Genomic DNA, 18,851 nt, shown 5'->3' with positions numbered 1-18,851 from the left:
TGCCAATAATGGCGCCGTGCATCTTGAGTGCGCGGCGCTATCCTCTCAATCCGGCACCGCCAGCCGATCCCAGATCCGTACCAGATCGGCAACGGATTTCGCGTTGAGCTTGCGCATCAACTGGGCGCGGCGAACCTTGACGGTGATTTCGCTGACACCGAGATCGCCGGCAATCTGTTTGTTGAGACGCCCCTGAACAACCAGTTCCATCACCTCCCGCTCGCCCGGCGTCAGCGTTTGCCATAACTCCCGCAAGCCGGAGGATAGATGATCCTGCCGTCGCTGCGCACGGTCATTTTCGATACCCTGCTGAATGGCGTCCAAAAGGTCCTGATCCCGAAACGGTTTGGTCAGGAACTCGATAGCACCGTTTTTCATCGCCTTGACCGACATGGGGATATCCCCATGACCGGTAATGAAAATCACCGGCAGCCGTATGCCCAGTTTCGTCATCTGCTGGTGAAACTCAAGACCGCTCTGGCCGGGCATCCGCACGTCGAGCACCAGACAACCGGGCGCATCGGCAAGCGGCATTGCCATGAATTCCTGGGTGGATCCATAGGCGCAAACAGCAAGGCCGACGGAGGCAAGCAGATCCTCCAATGCGGCGCGCACCGAGGCGTCATCATCGATCACATAGACAACCGGCTCATGTTCATCCTGTTGAGGTGTGATGGCCATCATGCCTTACTCTCTTCGCTTAAGGGCAGGCTGAATTGCACGACAGTCCCCATACGATGCGCCGAGGTCACGGAAATACGCCCCCCATGGGCCTCGATGATCGAGCGGCTGATGGCAAGGCCGATGCCCATGCCGCTTTCCTTGGTGGTCCAGAACGCCTCAAACAGATGATCCAGCGTCGATTGTTTCATACCGGGACCTGAATCGGCGACAGCAAGCACGATCCTGTCATCGCCATCGACAAAGGTCGAGACCAAAAGCTCCCGCTTGAAACTGGGAACAGCCGCCATGGCCTCAATGGCGTTGAGCAGGAGATTGCCGATCACCTGCTGGATCTGAATACGATCAGCCAGCACCGGCGGCAGATCTTCCGCAAGCGCCATCTCCAGCGCAATGTTGTTGCGCTCAAGCTCATGTTCGGCCAAGCCGATGGCTTCGGTCGTTGCCGCATTGAGGTCGAAGCTTTCCCGTTGCGGCGGTTCGCTTCTGGCCAGTCTGCGTACCCGCACGATAACATCGCTGGCGCGTTTCACGTCGCTGGCAATTCGCTCCGCCGCCTGACGGGCACGATCCAAATTGGGCGGCGTATGATCAAGCCAGCGGCGACAGGCATCGGCGCTGGTGGCGACGGCGGCCAGCGGCTGATTGACTTCATGGGCAATAGAAGCCGTCAGTTCTCCCAGCCGCGTCAACCGCGCCATGCGGGAAAACTGCGCCTGCGCATCGTAAATAGCCGCCTGGGCGGCAACGATTTTCAAGGCGAGATAGGTCGTCACCCCAATGGCGCAGGTGCTGATGCCGCAATTCATGAGCCCGGATTCGAACGATCCGCGCCGGGTGAGAAACAAGCTCAGTACCGTCAGGCCAATGCAGATCATGGCCAGTGCGACGACCCCGCGCATCGACAGGAAGCCGATGGCGATCAGAATGACCGCGATATAGAAGACCGCAAAAGCGATCTCGAAATTGGTGATCGTATCGGCGGCAAAGATGCAGACCAGCAGGAACAGGATGAACACCGCCCTCAGTTTTGGCCGGTTCTGATGCTGCGAAAACAGAATGTGTTTCATCCTTCGGTGGCCATGGCTGTTTCTTTGTGCAAAAGTTAGACACCCTCTCGCAAAACATCGAGGGCCGGATCGCCCCAGATCAAATTACGCAGGAAAGCGTCGCAGCGACAGTCCCGCAGGGCGGAATATACAAAAGTATATCGAGGCTATGCCTAAGCCGTGCCTGGCTTTCCTTAAGCGCGGTGGCGTCAGATGTTCGGTCATTCTATAGGATTATCAGGCGCTTCGGGGATCTGCGGATCAAACCCTCAAGCCTGAAATTGCCTACCCCTAAAATTGCCGTGTCATCCCTCCCTATGACGCTTCGCGAAATAGAGGCCTGTCCCATGATCCATCCAAAATTCGCTCCGCTTGCCATCCGCCGCTCCCATCTTCCGAACCATTGGGACCTGATGGCGCTGCTGTTGATCATCGGCGTCATCGTGCTGTTTGCCTATGGCGAGCGGGTGACGACAATTCCGCTGTCGGCGCTTGATGCCGCTCCCCTGTCGCTCGATCCCACCAATCTGCCAATCTATGCATTGCGCACTATTCTGCGCATGCTGGCAGCCATCGTGTTTTCGCTGATCTTCACCTTGATCTACGCATCGGTTGCCGCCAAAAGCCGGCGTGCGGAAATGGTGATGATCCCGGTCCTCGACATCCTGCAATCGGTGCCGATTCTCGGCTTTCTGACGTTTACCGTCACCTTCTTCCTCAACCTGTTTCCAGGACGGGTGATCGGTGCGGAACTGGCGGCGGTGTTTGCGATTTTCACCAGCCAGGCCTGGAACATGACCTTCAGCCTCTATCAGTCGATGCGCAGCCAGCCCAAGGACCTGGAAGAAGCGACCCGCAGCTTCCAGCTCAGTGGCTGGCAGCGGTTCTGGCGGCTTGACGTTCCCTTCGCCATGCCCGGCCTGGTCTGGAATACGATGATGTCGATGTCCGGCGGCTGGTTTTTCGTCGTCGCCTCCGAGGCCATCACCGTGGGCAATACAACGGTTACTCTGCCGGGCATCGGTTCCTATGTTGCGCTGGCGATCAAGCAACAGGACATTCTGGCGGTATTTTATGCCGTCATCGCCATGCTCGCCGTCATCCTTCTCTATGACCAGTTGATGTTCCGTCCGCTGGTGGCCTGGGCCGACAAGTTCCGTTTTGAGACCACCGCCTCGGGCGTGGCTCCCAGTTCCTGGATGCTGGACCTGTTGCGCAAGGCCCGTGTTACCGGCCTGCTGCTGGCACCTCTGAACTGGGTGGCCCGCCAACTCTGGACCTTGCGCCTCCCCAAACTGCGGAGCACCGGTTCAAAAACTGCCAGCCCTGCCACCTCGCGGGTCATCGACTGGATCTGGATCGGCATCATTGCGGCTATGGCCGCATGGGCCGCCTATATCAGCTTCAATTACCTGCGGGCCAGCATCGGCTGGTCGGAAATCCCGACCGTTATCCTCTATGGCTCTATCACCCTGCTACGCGTCATCGTGCTGATGGCCATCGCAACAGTGGTCTGGGTGCCGGTCGGCGTGTGGATCGGCCTTCGTCCAAAGCTGTCGGAAAAAGTCCAGCCGCTTGCCCAGTTCCTGGCTGCCTTTCCAGCCAATATCGCTTTTCCGGTGTTCGTGGTGGTGATCGTACATTTCGGGCTCAATGCCGATATCTGGCTGAGCCCGCTGATGATCCTCGGGACGCAATGGTACATCCTGTTCAATGTGATCGCCGGTGCCAGCGCCTTTCCAAGCGATCTCAAGGAAGCCGCCCGCAGTTTCCACATCACCGGATGGCGCTGGTGGTTCAAGGTCATCCTGCCCGGTATCTTTCCCTATTACATCACCGGGGCGATCACGGCATCGGGTGGCTCCTGGAATGCCAGCATCGTTGCGGAAGTGGCAAGCTGGGGCGATACCCAACTGACCACGCCGGGCCTTGGCTCCTACATCGCCAATGCGACAACGGCAGGCGATTTCCCACGGGTCGTGCTCGGCATCATCGTCATGTGTACCTTCGTGACGCTGTTCAACCGGCTGGTCTGGCGCCCGCTCTATGCCTATGGCGAAAGCCGCCTGCGCCTGGGCTGATACCATCCACCATCAATCGGGAATGTTTCGGCATTCCCAAACACCACAGACATAACACCACAGACATGATGTCATCCGACAAAAGGATTGTTCCCATGCTTGATCTTATCACCAAGAACCCGCTGATCGATATCGCCCAGGTCTCCCGCTCTTTCCCCAAGGCCAGTGGCAACGATGTTGTCGTGCTCGAAAACGTCGATCTCGCCATCAAGGAAGGCGAAATCGTCGGCTTGCTGGGCCGCTCCGGCTCCGGAAAATCGACACTGCTGCGCATCATCGCCGGTTTGCTGTCGCCATCTTCGGGCAGCGCCCGCTATCGCGGCACCGAAATCGATGGGCCACCGCCCGGCATCTCGATGGTCTTCCAGTCCTTTGCCCTGTTTCCCTGGCTAACAGTGCTCCAGAATGTCGAACTCGGCCTGGAAGCCAAGGGCGTAGACCGCACTGAGCGACGCTCGCTTGCCTTGGCCGCCATCGACCTGATCGGCCTCGATGGGTTTGAAAACGCCTATCCGAAAGAGCTGTCCGGCGGCATGCGCCAGCGTGTCGGTTTTGCCCGCGCTCTTGTTGTCCACCCTGATCTGCTGTTGATGGACGAGCCATTTTCCGCCCTCGACGTGCTGACTGCCGAAACCCTGCGCACCGACATGATCGACCTGTGGATCGAAGGCCGCCTGCCAATCAAATCCGTGCTGATCGTCACCCACAATATCGAGGAAGCGGTGCTGATGTGCGACCGCATCCTGGTGTTTTCCTCCAATCCGGGACGCGTGGCGCGCGAATTGAAGGTCGATCTGCCGCATCCACGCAACCGGCTTGACCCGGTGTTCCGCCAACTCGTGGACAGCATCTACGCGCTGATGACGGCACGCGCCGAACCGCGCTTGCCCAGCATGGACGGCATTCCCGGCACCGGCATGGGCATGGTGCTGGAGCCGGTTTCGACCAATATCCTGTCGGGGCTGATCGAGGCGCTCGCAGGTGCACCCTATCATGGCCGCGCCGATCTTCCGGTACTGGCCGGCCAGTTGCAACTGGAGGCCGACGAGCTGTTTCATCTGGGTGAAGCGCTCCAGCTTTTGCGCTTTGCCCATCTGAGCGAAGGCGATCTGGTGCTGACCGAGGCCGGAACCCGCTTCGCCCATCTGGAAACCGATGCCCGCAAGAAACTGTTTGCCGAGCATCTGGTCAGTTATGTGCCTCTGATGGGCCTGATCCGCCGGGTTCTGGACGAACGGCCAAGCCATACGGCACCGGCAGCGCGGTTCCGCAACGAGCTGGAGGATTACATGAGCGAATCCTACGCCGACGACACGTTGAAAACCATCGTCTCCTGGGCGCGTTATGCCGAATTGTTCGCCTATGACGAACGCACCGAAATGTTCAGCCTGGAAAACCCGGAATAGGCTGAACAGCCACGATTTGAAATGCTGCGCCCGTGTCTTTTATAACGGCGGGCGCAGCAGATTGGCATACGACGAAATTGTCTTACAGTCTGTTCAAGGATTGCTGTTGGCCTGGCGAAAATGGTGATTTCGAGAACCGGCGCGGAGCGTACTTAAAGTACGTGAGCCGAGGTAAGCGCAGAAATTGCCATTTGCAGACGGCCAGCGGCAATTCTTGGATAGACTGTTAACCCTCCGGGAAAATCGCCACGGCACGGCACCAGCCAGCCGAGCCGCCCTTGATCTTCACTGGCAGGCAGGAGACGGTGAAGCCGGAACCCGGCAATTCCTCCAGCCGTGTCAGTTTTTCCATATGCAAGAAAATCCCTTCACGGGCGGCTTTATGTCCTTCCCAGATCAACCCTGCATCCCTGGTTTCCGCAAACCGTTTGGCGGTGACCGGAAAGGGCGCATCCCAGGACCAGGCGTCGGTTCCAGCGATGTGGACGCCTTGCGCCATAAGCCAGTGGGTGGCCTCGCGTCCGATGCCACAGCCACGGCTCAGATAATCCGGTCGCCCATAGGCGGCACCAGCGGCGGTATTGACCAGCACCACATCGAAAGGCTGAAGCGTATGACCGGCCACCGCCAAGGCTGACTGAAGATCGGCTGCCGTTGCGATTGAACCATCCGGCAAATGCCGCAGATCCAGCTTGACGCCGGGACGGATGCACCAATCGAGCGGCACTTCATCAATGGTCCAGGCGCGCTCGCCATTATTCATCGTCGACGCAAAATGCCAGGGCGCATCGAGATGCGTACCGGCATGGGCAGTCAGGTTCAGCTGTTCCACGGCCCAACCTTCCCCACCGGGGACATCGGCAATGTCGAGCCCGGGAAAGAAGCGCAAAACCTCTTCCGAGCCTTCCGCATGGTTCGTGTAGGTGATTTTGGGACCGAGGCCCGGCGGATCGGCGGGAATATCGTTTTCAATAGCAACGGACAGATCGATAATCTTCATCATGGCTCTCCTGAAATTGCGGCTTTGGCAAGCGCATCGAGATCAGCATCGGCCTTGAAGCCCGCCGCCAACGCCGTGGCAGCATCAAGCGGCGGCATGGCACCAAACAGGCGGCGAAGCGTCTCGTCCTCGCCCCATTCGACCAATGCGCTTTTGCCCACATGACGGGCGACCGCAGCAGCCACGTCGCCAGCCGTTGCAAACAATACCGGCGGCTGGAAAACGGTTACGGCACTATCCTTCAGCCCTGCGGCATGCAGCAGCATATCCACCGCCGCCTGACGCGACACCCACCAGCAGGTGCTTTTCGCCGGAACCGGACAAGCATAGACTTCCCCGGCAGCGATCCGATGGAAAAGCAGGCTCATAAACGCCGAACCATGCCCGCTATCGGTCGTAGGCCGTGCGACAATCCCGGGAAACCGCAGACTGATGGCTGAAAGCGCGTCGCGTCGCGTCAGATCGGACAACAGAATTTCGGTCATCAGCTTGTGGGCGCCATAGGTCAGCTGCGGCGCGGCAAGCGTCTGCTCCGTGACGGTTGCCGCTCCAAGCGCACCATAGACCGCGATGGAGGAGGCAAAAACCAGCCTCGCGCCGGGCTGGCGAAGTGCGACGCCTTGCGCCAACGCAATCGGCGCAAGCAGGTTTGCACCATGTCCCAGCCCCTGTTCCCGCTCGGCAAGACCTCCGGGAACACTGGCCAGATGGAAGACCAGATCGAAACCGGGTTCCAGCAATGTGTCCAGAAAGCCGGGATCGCCGAGATCGCCGACCAAGGCCTCAATCCCGTTAGGGACAGGTTGAGCAAAGGCTCGGTCTGTGACAACGATCCGCTTTGCCTGACCATAGGACGATGCCAGCCGCGCCACGAGTCCGCGCCCCAAAAAGCCATCAGCACCGGTGACAAGAATACGCATCAGGCCTTCACCACCGCCTGATCGATCACCCCGAAAGGCGTGCTCCCATCCGGCAGCCGTGCCTCCATCCGCACCCGGTCCCCCCAGGTCAAAAAGGGCGTGCGCGCCTTGCCTTCATCCAGAAGCTCGATCACCCGGATTTCTGAAATGCAAGACGAACCGGCGGCCCGATCTGCATTGGACACTGTGCCGGAACCCAGAATGGTTCCCGCCGATAAACGCCGGCTGCGGGCGCAATGAGCGATCAATTCACCGAAGGAGAAATGCATCTCGCTTCCATGCGCATCCCCGACCCGCCGCCCGTTGATCTCCACATGCAAAGCCAGACCCGTCCGGCCGTTGGACCAATGCGGCCCGATCTCGTCCGGCGTGATGGCGACCGGTGCAAAGGCCGTCGATGGTTTGGCCTGGAGAAACCCAAAGCCCGCCCGCATTTCGCGCGGCCCCAGAGCGCGCAGCGACCAATCGTTGATCTGCACCAACAGACGGACGTGATCGATGGCTTTTTCCGGTGTCACACCCATTGGCACATCGGCAAGAATAACGCCGAACTCGCCTTCCATGTCGATCAGGAGCGTATCATCGAGAAACTCCACGCCTGCCAGCGGCCCGCGGAAATCGTCGCTTGCCCCCTGATAGATCAAGGGAACTGTCTCGAAATCCGGGTTTACCGGATTGTCGAAGGCTTTATCCATCAACCGACCATGGTTGAGGAAAGCCGACGCATCCAGCCATTGCGGCGCACGCGGCAAGGGTGCCAGACACCGTTCCGGCTGGAAGCTGGTGGCAAAGGGCTCATCTCCCGCATTGACCCGTTCATACAGTTCGAGAAGGCGGGGAGCGGCGGCATCCCAATCCTCCAGCGCAGCAAGCAGGGACACCGCGATGCCGGTTGCCGGGACTGCCCGTTTCAGATCACGCGAAACGATCCAGAGTTGGCCGTCGCGGCTTCCATCGTGATAGGTTGCAAACTTCATGATGACCTCGTTCCTGCTATCATTGATAGCCCCTGAATTTCACCGCCCCGTAAGGCTCGCTGCGATGGCGGGATCGTAGACACCTGCGACAAGGATGAAGAGCATCCGGCAGGGTTTTCCGGACCGATTGGCCCAGGCATGATTGGTGCCACGTTGGATGACGACAGACCCCTGCTTCAAAAGCACCTCGCCATCATCAAGGACCAGGGTCATCTCGCCTTCAATGACAATGCCATAATCAACCGATTCCGTGCGATGCATTAGCGGATGCGGAGAATGCTCCTCCACCGTGGAGGCAGCCTTGTCGCCCAGTTGCTCGAAGGCCACGTTCATTCGCTCCGCACCGGTTTTCAAAAAATCCTCGGTATCCGGCGGAATATCGACGAAACGGATGCGCGTACCGCCAGCTGGAGGGGGAAGGATAAGGGGACCGATGGTTGGATCGGCCCCATTGTCGATCCGCACAGGGCTTTCGCCTGTTGACCACACTTCGTGAAACACAGTGCCAGGAATGGCATCGATTTCAACCACTTTGGGCAAAGGCCCGACTTCGCTGAGGATGGAGCGGCCATCGCTCGCATGGCCGGTAACGATACGGGTAATGTCAGGAAATTGTGTCATGCTGTTTTCGCCTTGGTAAAGAAGCCAATAGAGACCGCGCCGACCGCCACAGCCGTCACGCCCAGCGCCGCGAAGCCAAAATTTTCGCCCAATGCGCCGCCGACAATGGGGCCAAGTGCGGCCCCCACCATCAGCATCGCCGGGGTTGCTGCAACGGCACGTCCGGTCGGATCGAGTTTTGCCAGACGACCGAACGCAAAGTTATGCGTGAAGATCTGCACGGAGACGAACAGGGAGGCCGCGACCGCCCAGACCGGAAAAACGGTGACCGAGGTCACGATGATTGCCAGAATGACCTGCACCGCCGGTCCAATCTGGGTGACAGTCGTGGCGGAAACGCGGGTCTGCAAAAAAGCCGCCAGTGGAGACGGCAATATGAAGTTGACGCAGCCCAGCGCGATGAGAACGGCCAGCACGCTTTCTGCGGAAAACCCGCGCGATTTACCGATGACCTCAACGAAGGAAAATACCATGGATTGGTTGAAGGTCAGGATGCTGATGCCAAAGATTGTGAACCACATTGCCCGGCTAAAGGGCTTTTTCTCCGGCTCAACGGCATGGACGGGATTGCGAAACAGGAACGTAGAGGTAAGGGCGGCAATCACCATGATACCGGTGAACACATAGAAGAGAACAGAACCGCCATAGACGATCAACAGCTGCGGTATGGCTGCCAGGAGAACAATGGCGAAAAGCCCAAGCGCTATGCCAGCCATGGCGTATAGCCGATGCGGATTGGTTGCCTGGCCGATCGTTCCATGCACCATGGAAAGGGCTGTCCCAACGGCGAAACCGGCAGTCAGATGCAAGAGGGCAAGAGGAAGCAAAGCCGTCTCTCTCGATGCGCCCCAAAAAGCGGCAGCGGCAACGGCAAAAGCCGTCGAGGCCCAGCGCCTTTGGTTCATCTGGTTGAAACGAGGCGCAACAATGAGGCTCGCAACCACTGCACCGACCAGGAACAATGTGACGATACCGCCTGCCTGCTGCGGGCTGAACCCGAAGCGTTCGACAAGCGCACCAACCCAGACGGGAAGAGCAATCAAGTCAAGCATGCCCGAGAAGTGACCGATGACGAGGGCAATCGACCCGGCCACTCCAAATTTCTGTCCTGACATTCCATCTCCTCCGGTTCTTTTCATGCGCCGACAAAAGCGGCCGATCTCCCAATCGGAGCGCCGTCGAAAATATTTTAACAAAATCAATAATTTAAGTAATTTTGAAATTGAGTATCGACTATCACTTGCAATGATTTCTGGTGTCAGATCGCTTCCGCCAGGGTTTTCATCGAAACTGTCATGATCGAAGCGTGCTCTTCACGGCTGCCGCCATGGATCTCGATATCGGCCAGACGGCCCGAATTCTCGACCACCATCCGACACCGCTCCCAGCGCCTTGCCTCGAAAGCGGCAAGCGCGCCATCGACATCGCTGCCCTTCACCAGTTCCTCGGCCAGCACCATGGCATCCTCGATACCGATACAGGCACCGGCGGCCAGATGCGGTGTCGTGGCATGAACGGCGTCGCCGATCAGCACCACCCGTCCCTGAAACCAAGGACGCGGCAGCAACATCTGCTCCAGTGGCCGGTAAATGATCTGGTGCTCCGCCGACAATTGCTTGGCAATTCCTTGGATGATTGGCGAGCTGAAGCGCTCCATCAAGCCGCGCAGGGTATCGACGAAAAGCTCCGGAGCCACGAAGTCATTGGTGGGGCGGTCTTCGGTCAGGAACAGATAGGCTTGGGTTTTGTTGACGCCATTCAAGCCGACCTTGAGTTTCGGACCCATCCACATGGTGATGGTTTCCAGCTCCTCCGGTCTTGGCAGAACAGCGCGCCAGACCGACTGGCCGATGAAACGGGGCTTTGGGGCATGAGGAAACGTCTTGGAACGGACAGCGGAAAACAGCCCGTCCGCCCCGATGACGAGATCGAACCGGTCTGAACTGCCGTCGCTAAAGCTGACCTGTGCTCCGTCTTCGCTCTGGACGATCTCGGTAAATGTCACGCCTAGCCGAACCTTGGTCGTGGAAGCCCGCACCGCCTCCGACAGGATTTTGGCAAGCGCCGGGCGCATGATGCCGCCGCCGCCGGGAATATCGTCGCCCGCCACCCGGGGGGTAGGCAGTGTGAACAGCACGGCATCATCCGGCCCCCGTAAGTGCACGCCGTCACTGGCATAACCCTCTTCCATGAAGCGATCCAGCAGGCCGAGTTGGCGCAGCACCCTGAGCGTCGAGCCGTGCAGGCTGATGCCTGCCCCATAGGAGCGCCATCCTGCATCGATCTCCACGAGATCGACCTCAAACCCCTCTCGCGACAGCTGAAGTGCCGCAGTCATTCCCGAAAAACCACCGCCGATAATCAGGATCTTCTTGATACCCGAATTCATGTTTTATTCCTCCTGCGCAGTTACCAAAGCGAAAACCTCGCCTTCCTCACCCACTGCAATATCCACTCGTGTCAGTCCTTGCCCCAGGCAAGGGCCAAGCACACATTCTCCCGTCTCCAAATCGAACAAGGCGCCATGGGAATGGCAGGCGAGATGAGTTTTCTCGCCGTTGAAATAGGCATCCGTCTTCCAGGCCATCGGCGTTCCGCTGGAATAATGCGGGCAAGCATCGAGCCAGGCGTGGAGCTTGCCGTCACGTCTGATCACGATGATCTTGCGACGGAAGCCTTCAAGCGGGCCGAAGCCTTTAGCCTCGCCCTCGCCAACGGCATCCTGTCGGCAGAGGAATTGTCGGGATGACATGGTCTCTTTCCATCACGTCAGGACTTTGCACCGGGAGGCGGACCGCCACCGGGCATCCACTTCTCGCGCATCTCGAACAGGATGATCTGAGACGCCTCGGCACTGATCGGCACGTCGCGGCCCACCCATGTATCGTCGTGCTTGTCCATGTCGGCGTCGTATTCGACGTGACAGCCAAGGGGACTATTGAAATACCAGAACCAGTTCGATCCGAACTTATGACGACCAGGTCCCCAGAAGCTCTGATAGCCTTTTTTGACGAAGCGCGTTCCCGCAACCATCAATTCCGTCGGCCCCCCCATATGGAAGGCGAGATGCTCGCAGCCTTTCATGTAGTCCGGCGTGCGAATGAAGAACAGCGTGTGATGATCATCATTTGCCTTGGGCCGCAGAAACGGACCTGCCCCGCTCAAGGTATCCGTAACGACGAAGCCGAGGCGATCACAATAAAACTCGGTTGCGATCTCAATATCGGGAATGAACAACACCACATGGCTGAGTGAGCGCGGCAGTGCCGGCATCTCTTCCCATACGCCGATTTCGTTCGGTTTGCGCTGGGCCGGTGCGCCAGGTGCATTGATCTTTTCCGCTGGCATGTCGAGTTCCCGGCGGATCGATACCTGAAATTTGAGCTCCAACCCATGGCTGTCCTTCACTTCGATCGAACCGTTGGACAGCCGCGTGACGCGACGGTCCTTGGACAGCTCGGCTTCGATCGCATCCAGATCTTCCGCTGCGCGTACACCATAAACCTGCTGGCGCAACATGTTCGCGGTTGGCAGCGGCGGAGGCAAAGACGGATCGGACGCGTGGCGAACGATTATTCCCGTGCCGTCCAATGCTTCAAACAAGCCACCGGCATCCGTAACATCCACCGGCTTCAGGCCGAAAGCCGTGAGATATTCGCAGCAAGCTGCGACATTATCGACACCAAAGACAAGATAATCGGGTCCGATGATGTTCATGGGACATTCCTTTCCTTCATAACGTCTGGCATTTATTTTGCGAGGTCTAGGTGACCAGCGTGGAGAACATATTCGCGGGCAATGGTCAGGCTAAAGCTGGTATCGCCGGGGCGAAGCCCGTTGATGGCGTCGCGGCAGGCTTTTGTGAAGGCGACGCCAGCACCCTCATTCGGCAGCCAATATTCGTCGATGGCTGCGACCGGGCCGGGAAACAATGGTGTGTTGCGGGAATATCCGAGCAATCCGTGAGAAGCCGTATCGATCACATCCAAAACAGCATGGACATCTGGCGTTTCGCCAAACCAGGCCAGGAATACCTTCACGGCACCTTCACGCGACTGCACCGGAATGATTGCCTCTTCCGAGTAGGGTAAGCCGATGAGAGTATCGTGATCGACCATTTCCGGCTCATCGGGCTTGAGATTTTGCAGATAGAACGGCGTCTCGCGTGACGCCTTCAAGTCTGCGAGATCCTCAGCCCAGACCTCGGTGACGAAATTCACGCCAATTGCCAGAGCCTTGCCCTGCGGCTCACCGCCAAAATAGACACCATCGAACGCATGGTTCTGAACATAGCGCTTTGGCGCGTTCATTGGATCAAGGGCAATATAATCCAGCACGATCTTGCCGTGATGGTCCTTCATATGCGTGCGGTGCTCGGCAAGCGTCTGACCCAAACGACGACGGCCGCAGATCATGAGTTTGATGGTCATGGTGTTTTCCTAACTGCGATGCGTCCGCCCAGGACCTCTGCTACCCAGTCGGCAATATAGGCACCGGCATTTGCCGAATTATCAAAGCTGGAATGCTGGATGCCTCCAGTACGCTCGTCGAAAATCTTCAGTTCGCGGTTGGGACTATTGACCAGTTGGTCATAGGTGGCATGAGCCCATTGCAGGGGAATCTGGCTATCTTTTTCACCGTGAGTGACAAGGAAAGGCACATGAATTCGATCCAGAATGCCATTGAGATGAACCTTTTCGGCAATCTCCATGAAGTCGTCCATGTCCTTGGCACCCCAGACCCACATGACATGGCTCCAGTAATGAGGAACGGGGAGATTGCCCTCACGGGCGAGGCGCTTTTTCTGAACATCGCGCCAATCGTGATTGGCACCCCAGACAACACCGCAGGCAAAGCGTGGTTCGAAGGCGACAGCACGGGGGCAATAGTAACCGCCAAGTGAAACGCCTTCCATGCCAATCCGCTTGGCATCGATATCCGGCTGACCTTCCAGCCAATCGACCACACGGCTCGCCCAGTGCTCGCTGTCATAACGGGCCGTCAGTCCTTGAAGGCGCAGGGCTTCCCCCGTACCCGGCTGATCGACGATCAGCGAAGCGACGCCGCGCTTGGCAAGCCACACCGGCAACCCAACCAAAAGCTTCATTTCCTTGGTACTGTCGAGACCATTGACCTGGACCAGAAGCGGCGCGGCACCTTCGACGCCTTCGGCAGGTACGTAAAGAGCGGACAGATGCTTGCCCTCATAGGGTATCTCAACCCGGCGACAGGACGAGCCGGAAAGCTTCAAACCCTTTTCAAACGCATCCAGAAAGCGCCGGTACAAGGCTACCCGACCCTCGGAACCATGGGCAAGCAACCGTTCCGCAGTCAGCATGTAATTGGCGGCGCGGATCAGCTTGTCACCCGCTGAAATAAACCGGCCCTTGGCTTCGTCTTCCTCGGCGAGGGACACCAGCTTGTCCGCCATCTTGATCCAGGTCTCGCGGAACGCTTGTGTCCCGGCGGCGTCCGGCGCCTTGGCCGCCTCCTGCAGCGGGGCGCACATTTCTTCGATTTCGCCCATCCGGGCACCCATCTCGATCGACAGATCGACAGACAGGTTCCAGACATAATTGGTCGGAAAATACTTAAACATCGGGTCTCCTCGAACTCGCCTCCTCGGGCGATTTAGGCGATGGGAGAACCGCGCTGCCAGCGTTAAGGCCAAGCAACGATATTTCCTCCCTGACTCAAGATGTACTCAAGAAAAACTCGTTTACAAAATTGCATTGATGAATGATTTGTATTTTTAAAATAAATACATGAATCGATTGATCCCCCGATAATTTGGCTGGTTATTCGAGGGATTCCTTGGGAGGGGGACAATTATGCGCTTCAAGAATCTGGACCTTAATCTGCTGGTAGCACTCGACACGCTGATCAGGGTTCGTAATGTCAGCAGGGCGGCAGAGGAAATGTTCATCACCCAATCGGCGATGAGCAATGCCCTTGGGCGCCTGCGCGATTATTTCGACGATCCGCTGCTGATTCAGGTCGGGCGATCCATGGAATTATCCCCCCTCGCCGCCTCATTGGAGCTGCCCTTGCGCGACATTATCGTGCGCATCGAGGCGGCCGTCGTTTCGACGCCGTCCTTCATTCCCCATGAATCGACACGCAGTATCAACCTCATCGTGTCTGACTATACCCTCAATACGATCATGCCGCCGTTTCTTCGGCAGGTGTCGGCGCTGGCCCCGGGTGTGCAAATCCATTTCCAACCACAACAAAACTATCCCCATCTCCTTCTCGAGCGCGGAGAAGCGGATCTATTGGTGGCGCCAAGCGATTTTTGCTCGACCAATCACCCATCGGAACCTTTCCTGGAAGACCAGATCTGTTGCGTGGTGGATGCGGACGGGCCGCTGGCACAAGGGCCTATGACAGAAAAGGATTTTCTTGAGGCCGGTCATGTGGTGATGCAGCCGCCCAATGGCGGAGAGACCTTTGCCCAACGCGCCTGCGACAAGCTCGGCCTGAAGATCAAGGTGGAGGCTTCAACCTTTTCCTTTTCATCCCTGCCCTTCCTTATCCGTGGCTCGAAACGCATTGCCATGGTTCAACGCAGCCTGGCGGAATGCATGCTCAATCTGGGCGGTATCCGCATCATGGACCCGCCTTTCCCTCTGCCACCATTACTACAGTGCCTGCAATGGCACAGCTATCGCACCCGCGATCCCGCACTAGTCTGGTTCCGATCCCAGATGCACGAGGCAGCAGCGAGAGTTCGTCAGGAAAAAATGGAGCCCGATCGGCATAAGGAGCATGACATCGTTTCCGGCTGATCGCTGTCGTCGAACCGTAAAAATAGAAGATAAACAGCGACGTGCCGCTGCGCCTCAGAAGCGCAACGGCACTTCGTTTGCCTTACTCGGCCGCCATGCGCATTGGCTTGTCGTTGTCCTGCTCATGGTCATCGTGGTTATGCTGCACCAGCGGACGATTGCCAGCCAGTTTGCGGATCAGCACGTAAAAGACCGGCGTCATGAAAATGCCGAAGAACGTCACGCCAATCATGCCGGAAAACACCGCAATACCCATGGCCGCACGCATTTCAGCCCCGGCACCGGTTGAGGTGACCAGCGGAACGACGCCCATGATGAAGGCCATGGATGTCATCAGGATCGGGCGCAGACGCAAGCGGCTGGCCTCGATAGCCGCCTGAACCGGTGTCCTGCCTTCAAATTCCAGCTCCCGCGCAAATTCGACGATCAGGATGGCGTTTTTGGCTGAGAGCCCGACAAGCACGATCAGGCCGATCTGGGTGAAGATGTTATTGTCTCCTCCGGTCAGCCAGATCCCGGTCAGTGCAGCCAATACGCCCATCGGTACGATCATGATGATCGCCAAAGGCAGAGTCAGGCTTTCATATTGCGCGGCAAGCACAAGATAGACCAGAAGCAAAGCCAGTGGAAACACCAGGAAGCCTGAGCTTCCCGCCAGGATTTGCTGATAGGTCAGATCGGTCCATTCGTAGCCGATGCCCTTCGGCAGTACATCAGCTGCGATCTTTTCAATTGCCGCCTGTGCTTGACCGGATGAGAATTCAGGTGCCGGACCCCCATTGATATCAGCAGCCAGAAAGCCGTTATAGCGGTTGGTGCGTTCCGGCCCCGTTGTCGGATCGACCCGCAGCAGCGCAGACAGCGGGATCATCTGGCCCGATGCGGAGCGCACCTTTAACTGACCAATATTGTCGGGCGTGGCCCGAAACTTGGCATCGGCCTGGGCGCGAACGCTGTATGTGCGGCCAAAGGCATTGAAGTCATTGACATAGAGTGACCCCAGATAGATTTGCAGGGTCTGGAACACATCAGTAACGGAAACACCGAGCTGTTCTGCCTTGGCGCGATCAAGATCGGCATAGAGCTGCGGCACATTGATCTGGAAGCTGGAAAACAGGCCAGTCAGCGCCGGTGTCTGATAGGCCTTGGCCAGAAACGCTTTGGTGGCCTCGTCCAGCGCCTGATAGCCCAATCCAGCCCGGTCTTCCAATTGCAGCTTGAAACCGCCGGTCGTGCCGAGACCCTGGACGGGTGGCGGCGGGAACATGGCGATGAAAGCATCCTGAATGGAGGAAAACTTCTGGTTCAGCTGCATGGCAATCGCCCCACCGGACAGATCAGGCGTCTTGCGCTCGTCGAAATCCTTCAGTGTGACGAAGACAATGCCGGCATTGGAGGAATTGGTGAAACCATTGATCGACAGGCCCGGAAAAGCGATGGCGTGAGCCACGCCCGGCTGGGCAAGCGCAATGTCGCTCATCCGCTTGATAACATCTTCCGTACGGTCAAGGCTGGCCGCATCCGGCAATTGGGCAAAACCAATCAGATATTGCTTGTCCTGCGCTGGCACGAACCCGCCCGGAACAGCATTGAACAGGCCATAGGTGGCACCGGCCAGCGCCAGATAAACCACCATGACAATGCTTTTGCGTGAGAGAAGACCGCCGACGCTTTTTCCGTAGGCATTGGAGCCAGCGCCGAACACCCGGTTAAAACCTCTGAAAAACCAGCCAAGCATAAAGTCCAGGCCGCGTGTCAGCCGGTCCTTCGGTGCATGATGTCCCTTCAGAAGCAGAGCGGCAAGCGCCGGTGACAGGGTCAGCGAATTCAGCGCCGAGATCACGGTCGAGATGGCGATGGTCAAAGCGAACTGGCGGTAGAACTGACCTGACAGTCCAGAAATAAAGGCCAGCGGCACGAAGACCGCCACCAGAACCAGGGCGATGGCGATAATCGGCCCCGACACCTCCTTCATCGCACGGTAGGTCGCCTGACGGGGTGACAGGCCGTTTTCGATATTGCGCTCGACATTTTCGACAACGACGATGGCGTCATCCACGACGATGCCGATGGCCAGAACCAGTCCGAACAGGCTGAGCGCGTTGATGGAAAAGCCGAAGGCATACATCACGGCAAATGTACCGATGATCGACACCGGAACCGCGATCAGCGGAATGATCGATGCCCGCCAGGTCTGGAGGAAGAGGATGACGACCAGCACGACCAGCGCCACAGCTTCCAGCAGGGTATCGACCACTTTTTCGATGGAAGAGCGGACGAATTTGGTGGTGTCGTAGACGATTTCATATTTCACGCCTTCAGGCATCGCCAATTGTAACTCATCCATCGTCCTCACCACTTCATCGGAAATGGTGATGGCATTGGAGCCCGGCGCCTGGAAAACAGGAATGGCGACTGCAGCCTTGCTGTCCAGCAGGGAGCGGAGCGCGTAATCGGAAGCGCCAAGCTCGACGCGGGCGACATCGCGCAATCGGGTGATCTGACCGTTTGCGCCGCTTTTGACGATGATATTGCCAAAATCCTCTGGCGTTTGTAGCCGCCCCTGTGCGTTGACATTCAACTGCACATCGACCCCCGGCAGGCTTGGCGACCCACCGATGATACCGGCGGCGGCCTGGACATTCTGGGCGCGGATGGCCGTGGTAATATCGCTGGCCGCCAAGCCGTGTTCGGCCGCCTGCTGCGGATCGATCCAGATACGCATGGAATAATCGCCGGAGCCGAAGATCTGTACCTGACCGACGCCGGCAATCCGCGCCAGCCGGTCCTTGATGTTCAAGACGCCGTAATTGCGCAGATAGGTAATGTCATAGCGATTGTCGGGGGAGATCAGATTGACGACCATCATCAGATCGGGAGAGCTTTTGACCGTGGTCACGCCGAGGCTCTTGACCTCTTCCGGCATCCGCGGCTCGGCCTGAGACACCCGGTTCTGCACCAATTGCTGGGCCTGATCGGGGTCAGTGCCGAGCTTGAAGGTCACGGTCAGCGTCATCACGCCGTCCGAGGTGGCTTGGCTCGACATGTAAAGCATGCCCTCAACGCCATTGATCTGCTCTTCGAGCGGCGTTGCCACGGTTTCGGCAATCACCTTCGGATTGGCACCGGGATAGGTGGCCCGCACGACAATCGACGGCGGCACGACATCGGGATATTCGGAAATCGGCAGCGACCGCATGCCGATCAACCCGGCCACGACGATCAGCACCGACAGCACCCCGGCAAACACCGGTCGGTCGACAAAAAATCGGGAAATGTTCATTTCAAAGCCCTCTCCGGCGTGAAACAACTCCGCCCTCGGACAAAA

Annotated in this window: 16 protein-coding genes; 3 read left to right on the top strand and 13 right to left on the bottom strand. The window is 58.0% G+C overall.

Annotated elements, in window-relative coordinates:
* Nucleotides 1–45: 45 nt before the first annotated feature.
* Together AVCG78_RS19410 and AVCG78_RS19405 are read right to left on the bottom strand one after the other, a co-directional pair.
* Entirely contained in the window at nucleotides 46–684 is a 639-nt protein-coding gene (locus AVCG78_RS19410) for a response regulator transcription factor (protein WP_071205949.1), read from the bottom strand.
* A complete protein-coding gene (locus tag AVCG78_RS19405) occupies nucleotides 681–1,751 on the bottom strand; it encodes a sensor histidine kinase (RefSeq protein WP_071205947.1) in 1,071 nt (356 codons plus the stop codon). Before AVCG78_RS19405 ends, AVCG78_RS19410 begins: the two co-directional genes overlap by 4 nt.
* 326 nt (nucleotides 1,752–2,077) lie before the next feature.
* Between AVCG78_RS19405 and AVCG78_RS19400 the strand changes: the two genes are divergently transcribed.
* Nucleotides 2,078–3,811 carry an ABC transporter permease gene (locus AVCG78_RS19400; RefSeq protein ID WP_071205945.1) on the top strand — a complete coding sequence of 578 codons (1,734 nt, stop codon included), beginning with the start codon at nucleotides 2,078–2,080 and terminating at the stop codon, nucleotides 3,809–3,811.
* Nucleotides 3,812–3,906: 95 nt separating this feature from the next.
* Nucleotides 3,907–5,217 carry an ABC transporter ATP-binding protein gene (locus tag AVCG78_RS19395; RefSeq protein WP_071206024.1) on the top strand — a complete coding sequence of 437 codons (1,311 nt, stop codon included), beginning with the start codon at nucleotides 3,907–3,909 and terminating at the stop codon, nucleotides 5,215–5,217.
* A gap of 226 nt (nucleotides 5,218–5,443) precedes the next feature.
* On the opposite strand, the gene AVCG78_RS19390 is transcribed toward AVCG78_RS19395, so the two are convergent.
* From AVCG78_RS19390 to AVCG78_RS19345, 10 genes are all read right to left on the bottom strand, one after another.
* A complete protein-coding gene (locus AVCG78_RS19390) occupies nucleotides 5,444–6,220 on the bottom strand; it encodes a cyclase family protein (RefSeq protein WP_071584453.1) in 777 nt (258 codons plus the stop codon).
* Nucleotides 6,217–7,137, bottom strand: a complete 921-nt coding sequence (locus AVCG78_RS19385; protein WP_071205940.1) for an NAD-dependent epimerase/dehydratase family protein — start codon at nucleotides 7,135–7,137, stop codon at nucleotides 6,217–6,219. The genes AVCG78_RS19390 and AVCG78_RS19385 overlap by 4 nt, the downstream gene beginning before the upstream one ends.
* On the bottom strand, nucleotides 7,137–8,114 hold the full coding sequence (locus AVCG78_RS19380; RefSeq protein ID WP_071205938.1) for a fumarylacetoacetate hydrolase family protein: 978 nt from the start codon (nucleotides 8,112–8,114) through the stop codon (nucleotides 7,137–7,139). The genes AVCG78_RS19385 and AVCG78_RS19380 overlap by 1 nt, the downstream gene beginning before the upstream one ends.
* A 39-nt stretch (nucleotides 8,115–8,153) precedes the next feature.
* Nucleotides 8,154–8,735, bottom strand: a complete 582-nt coding sequence (locus AVCG78_RS19375) for a cupin domain-containing protein (RefSeq protein ID WP_071205937.1) — start codon at nucleotides 8,733–8,735, stop codon at nucleotides 8,154–8,156.
* Nucleotides 8,732–9,850, bottom strand: a complete 1,119-nt coding sequence (locus AVCG78_RS19370; RefSeq protein ID WP_071205935.1) for an MFS transporter — start codon at nucleotides 9,848–9,850, stop codon at nucleotides 8,732–8,734. The genes AVCG78_RS19375 and AVCG78_RS19370 overlap by 4 nt, the downstream gene beginning before the upstream one ends.
* A gap of 143 nt (nucleotides 9,851–9,993) precedes the next feature.
* The gene (locus AVCG78_RS19365; protein ID WP_071205932.1) at nucleotides 9,994–11,124 is read right to left on the bottom strand and encodes an FAD-dependent oxidoreductase; all 1,131 of its coding nucleotides are present in this window, start codon (nucleotides 11,122–11,124) and stop codon (nucleotides 9,994–9,996) included.
* Between the two features lie 3 nt (nucleotides 11,125–11,127).
* A complete protein-coding gene (locus tag AVCG78_RS19360; protein ID WP_071205930.1) occupies nucleotides 11,128–11,487 on the bottom strand; it encodes a Rieske (2Fe-2S) protein in 360 nt (119 codons plus the stop codon).
* Between the two features lie 17 nt (nucleotides 11,488–11,504).
* Nucleotides 11,505–12,452 (bottom strand): VOC family protein, encoded by a 948-nt coding sequence (locus AVCG78_RS19355; protein WP_071584455.1) that lies wholly within the window; start codon nucleotides 12,450–12,452, stop codon nucleotides 11,505–11,507.
* A gap of 32 nt (nucleotides 12,453–12,484) precedes the next feature.
* A complete protein-coding gene (locus AVCG78_RS19350) occupies nucleotides 12,485–13,165 on the bottom strand; it encodes an EthD domain-containing protein (RefSeq protein ID WP_071205927.1) in 681 nt (226 codons plus the stop codon).
* Nucleotides 13,162–14,334, bottom strand: coding sequence for an alpha/beta hydrolase family protein (locus AVCG78_RS19345; RefSeq protein WP_071205925.1), 1,173 nt, complete (start codon nucleotides 14,332–14,334; stop codon nucleotides 13,162–13,164). The genes AVCG78_RS19350 and AVCG78_RS19345 overlap by 4 nt, the downstream gene beginning before the upstream one ends.
* Nucleotides 14,335–14,566: 232 nt before the next feature.
* Here AVCG78_RS19345 and AVCG78_RS19340 point away from each other — a divergent pair, with 232 nt between their 5' ends.
* Nucleotides 14,567–15,523 (top strand): LysR substrate-binding domain-containing protein, encoded by a 957-nt coding sequence (locus tag AVCG78_RS19340; RefSeq protein WP_071205923.1) that lies wholly within the window; start codon nucleotides 14,567–14,569, stop codon nucleotides 15,521–15,523.
* 82 nt (nucleotides 15,524–15,605) lie between these two features.
* Here the strand turns inward: AVCG78_RS19340 and AVCG78_RS19335 are convergent, their stop codons facing one another.
* On the bottom strand, nucleotides 15,606–18,806 hold the full coding sequence (locus AVCG78_RS19335) for an efflux RND transporter permease subunit (RefSeq protein WP_071205921.1): 3,201 nt from the start codon (nucleotides 18,804–18,806) through the stop codon (nucleotides 15,606–15,608).
* Nucleotides 18,807–18,851 lie beyond the last annotated feature (45 nt).

Source organism: Gillisella vitis, from assembly GCF_021559775.1.
Taxonomy (GTDB): Bacteria; Pseudomonadota; Alphaproteobacteria; order Rhizobiales; family Rhizobiaceae; genus Allorhizobium; species Allorhizobium ampelinum.
The sequence above is the reverse complement of the archived record's forward strand: the minus strand, read 5'-3'. Positions and strand labels throughout refer to the sequence as shown.

What these genes read in the sequence shown, in the direction of transcription:
- AVCG78_RS19410 (WP_071205949.1), bottom strand. Translation starts at nt 684, where the DNA reads ATGATGGCCATCACACCTCAACAGGATGAACATGAGCCGGTTGTCTAT.
- AVCG78_RS19365 (WP_071205932.1), bottom strand. Translation starts at nt 11,124, where the DNA reads ATGAATTCGGGTATCAAGAAGATCCTGATTATCGGCGGTGGTTTTTCG.
- AVCG78_RS19375 (WP_071205937.1), bottom strand. Translation starts at nt 8,735, where the DNA reads ATGACACAATTTCCTGACATTACCCGTATCGTTACCGGCCATGCGAGC.
- AVCG78_RS19370 (WP_071205935.1), bottom strand. Translation starts at nt 9,850, where the DNA reads ATGTCAGGACAGAAATTTGGAGTGGCCGGGTCGATTGCCCTCGTCATC.
- AVCG78_RS19335 (WP_071205921.1), bottom strand. Translation starts at nt 18,806, where the DNA reads ATGAACATTTCCCGATTTTTTGTCGACCGACCGGTGTTTGCCGGGGTG.
- AVCG78_RS19360 (WP_071205930.1), bottom strand. Translation starts at nt 11,487, where the DNA reads ATGTCATCCCGACAATTCCTCTGCCGACAGGATGCCGTTGGCGAGGGC.
- AVCG78_RS19400 (WP_071205945.1), top strand. Translation starts at nt 2,078, where the DNA reads ATGATCCATCCAAAATTCGCTCCGCTTGCCATCCGCCGCTCCCATCTT.
- AVCG78_RS19350 (WP_071205927.1), bottom strand. Translation starts at nt 13,165, where the DNA reads ATGACCATCAAACTCATGATCTGCGGCCGTCGTCGTTTGGGTCAGACG.
- AVCG78_RS19340 (WP_071205923.1), top strand. Translation starts at nt 14,567, where the DNA reads ATGCGCTTCAAGAATCTGGACCTTAATCTGCTGGTAGCACTCGACACG.
- AVCG78_RS19390 (WP_071584453.1), bottom strand. Translation starts at nt 6,220, where the DNA reads ATGATGAAGATTATCGATCTGTCCGTTGCTATTGAAAACGATATTCCC.
- AVCG78_RS19405 (WP_071205947.1), bottom strand. Translation starts at nt 1,751, where the DNA reads ATGAAACACATTCTGTTTTCGCAGCATCAGAACCGGCCAAAACTGAGG.
- AVCG78_RS19355 (WP_071584455.1), bottom strand. Translation starts at nt 12,452, where the DNA reads ATGAACATCATCGGACCCGATTATCTTGTCTTTGGTGTCGATAATGTC.
- AVCG78_RS19380 (WP_071205938.1), bottom strand. Translation starts at nt 8,114, where the DNA reads ATGAAGTTTGCAACCTATCACGATGGAAGCCGCGACGGCCAACTCTGG.
- AVCG78_RS19345 (WP_071205925.1), bottom strand. Translation starts at nt 14,334, where the DNA reads ATGTTTAAGTATTTTCCGACCAATTATGTCTGGAACCTGTCTGTCGAT.
- AVCG78_RS19385 (WP_071205940.1), bottom strand. Translation starts at nt 7,137, where the DNA reads ATGCGTATTCTTGTCACCGGTGCTGATGGCTTTTTGGGGCGCGGACTC.
- AVCG78_RS19395 (WP_071206024.1), top strand. Translation starts at nt 3,907, where the DNA reads ATGCTTGATCTTATCACCAAGAACCCGCTGATCGATATCGCCCAGGTC.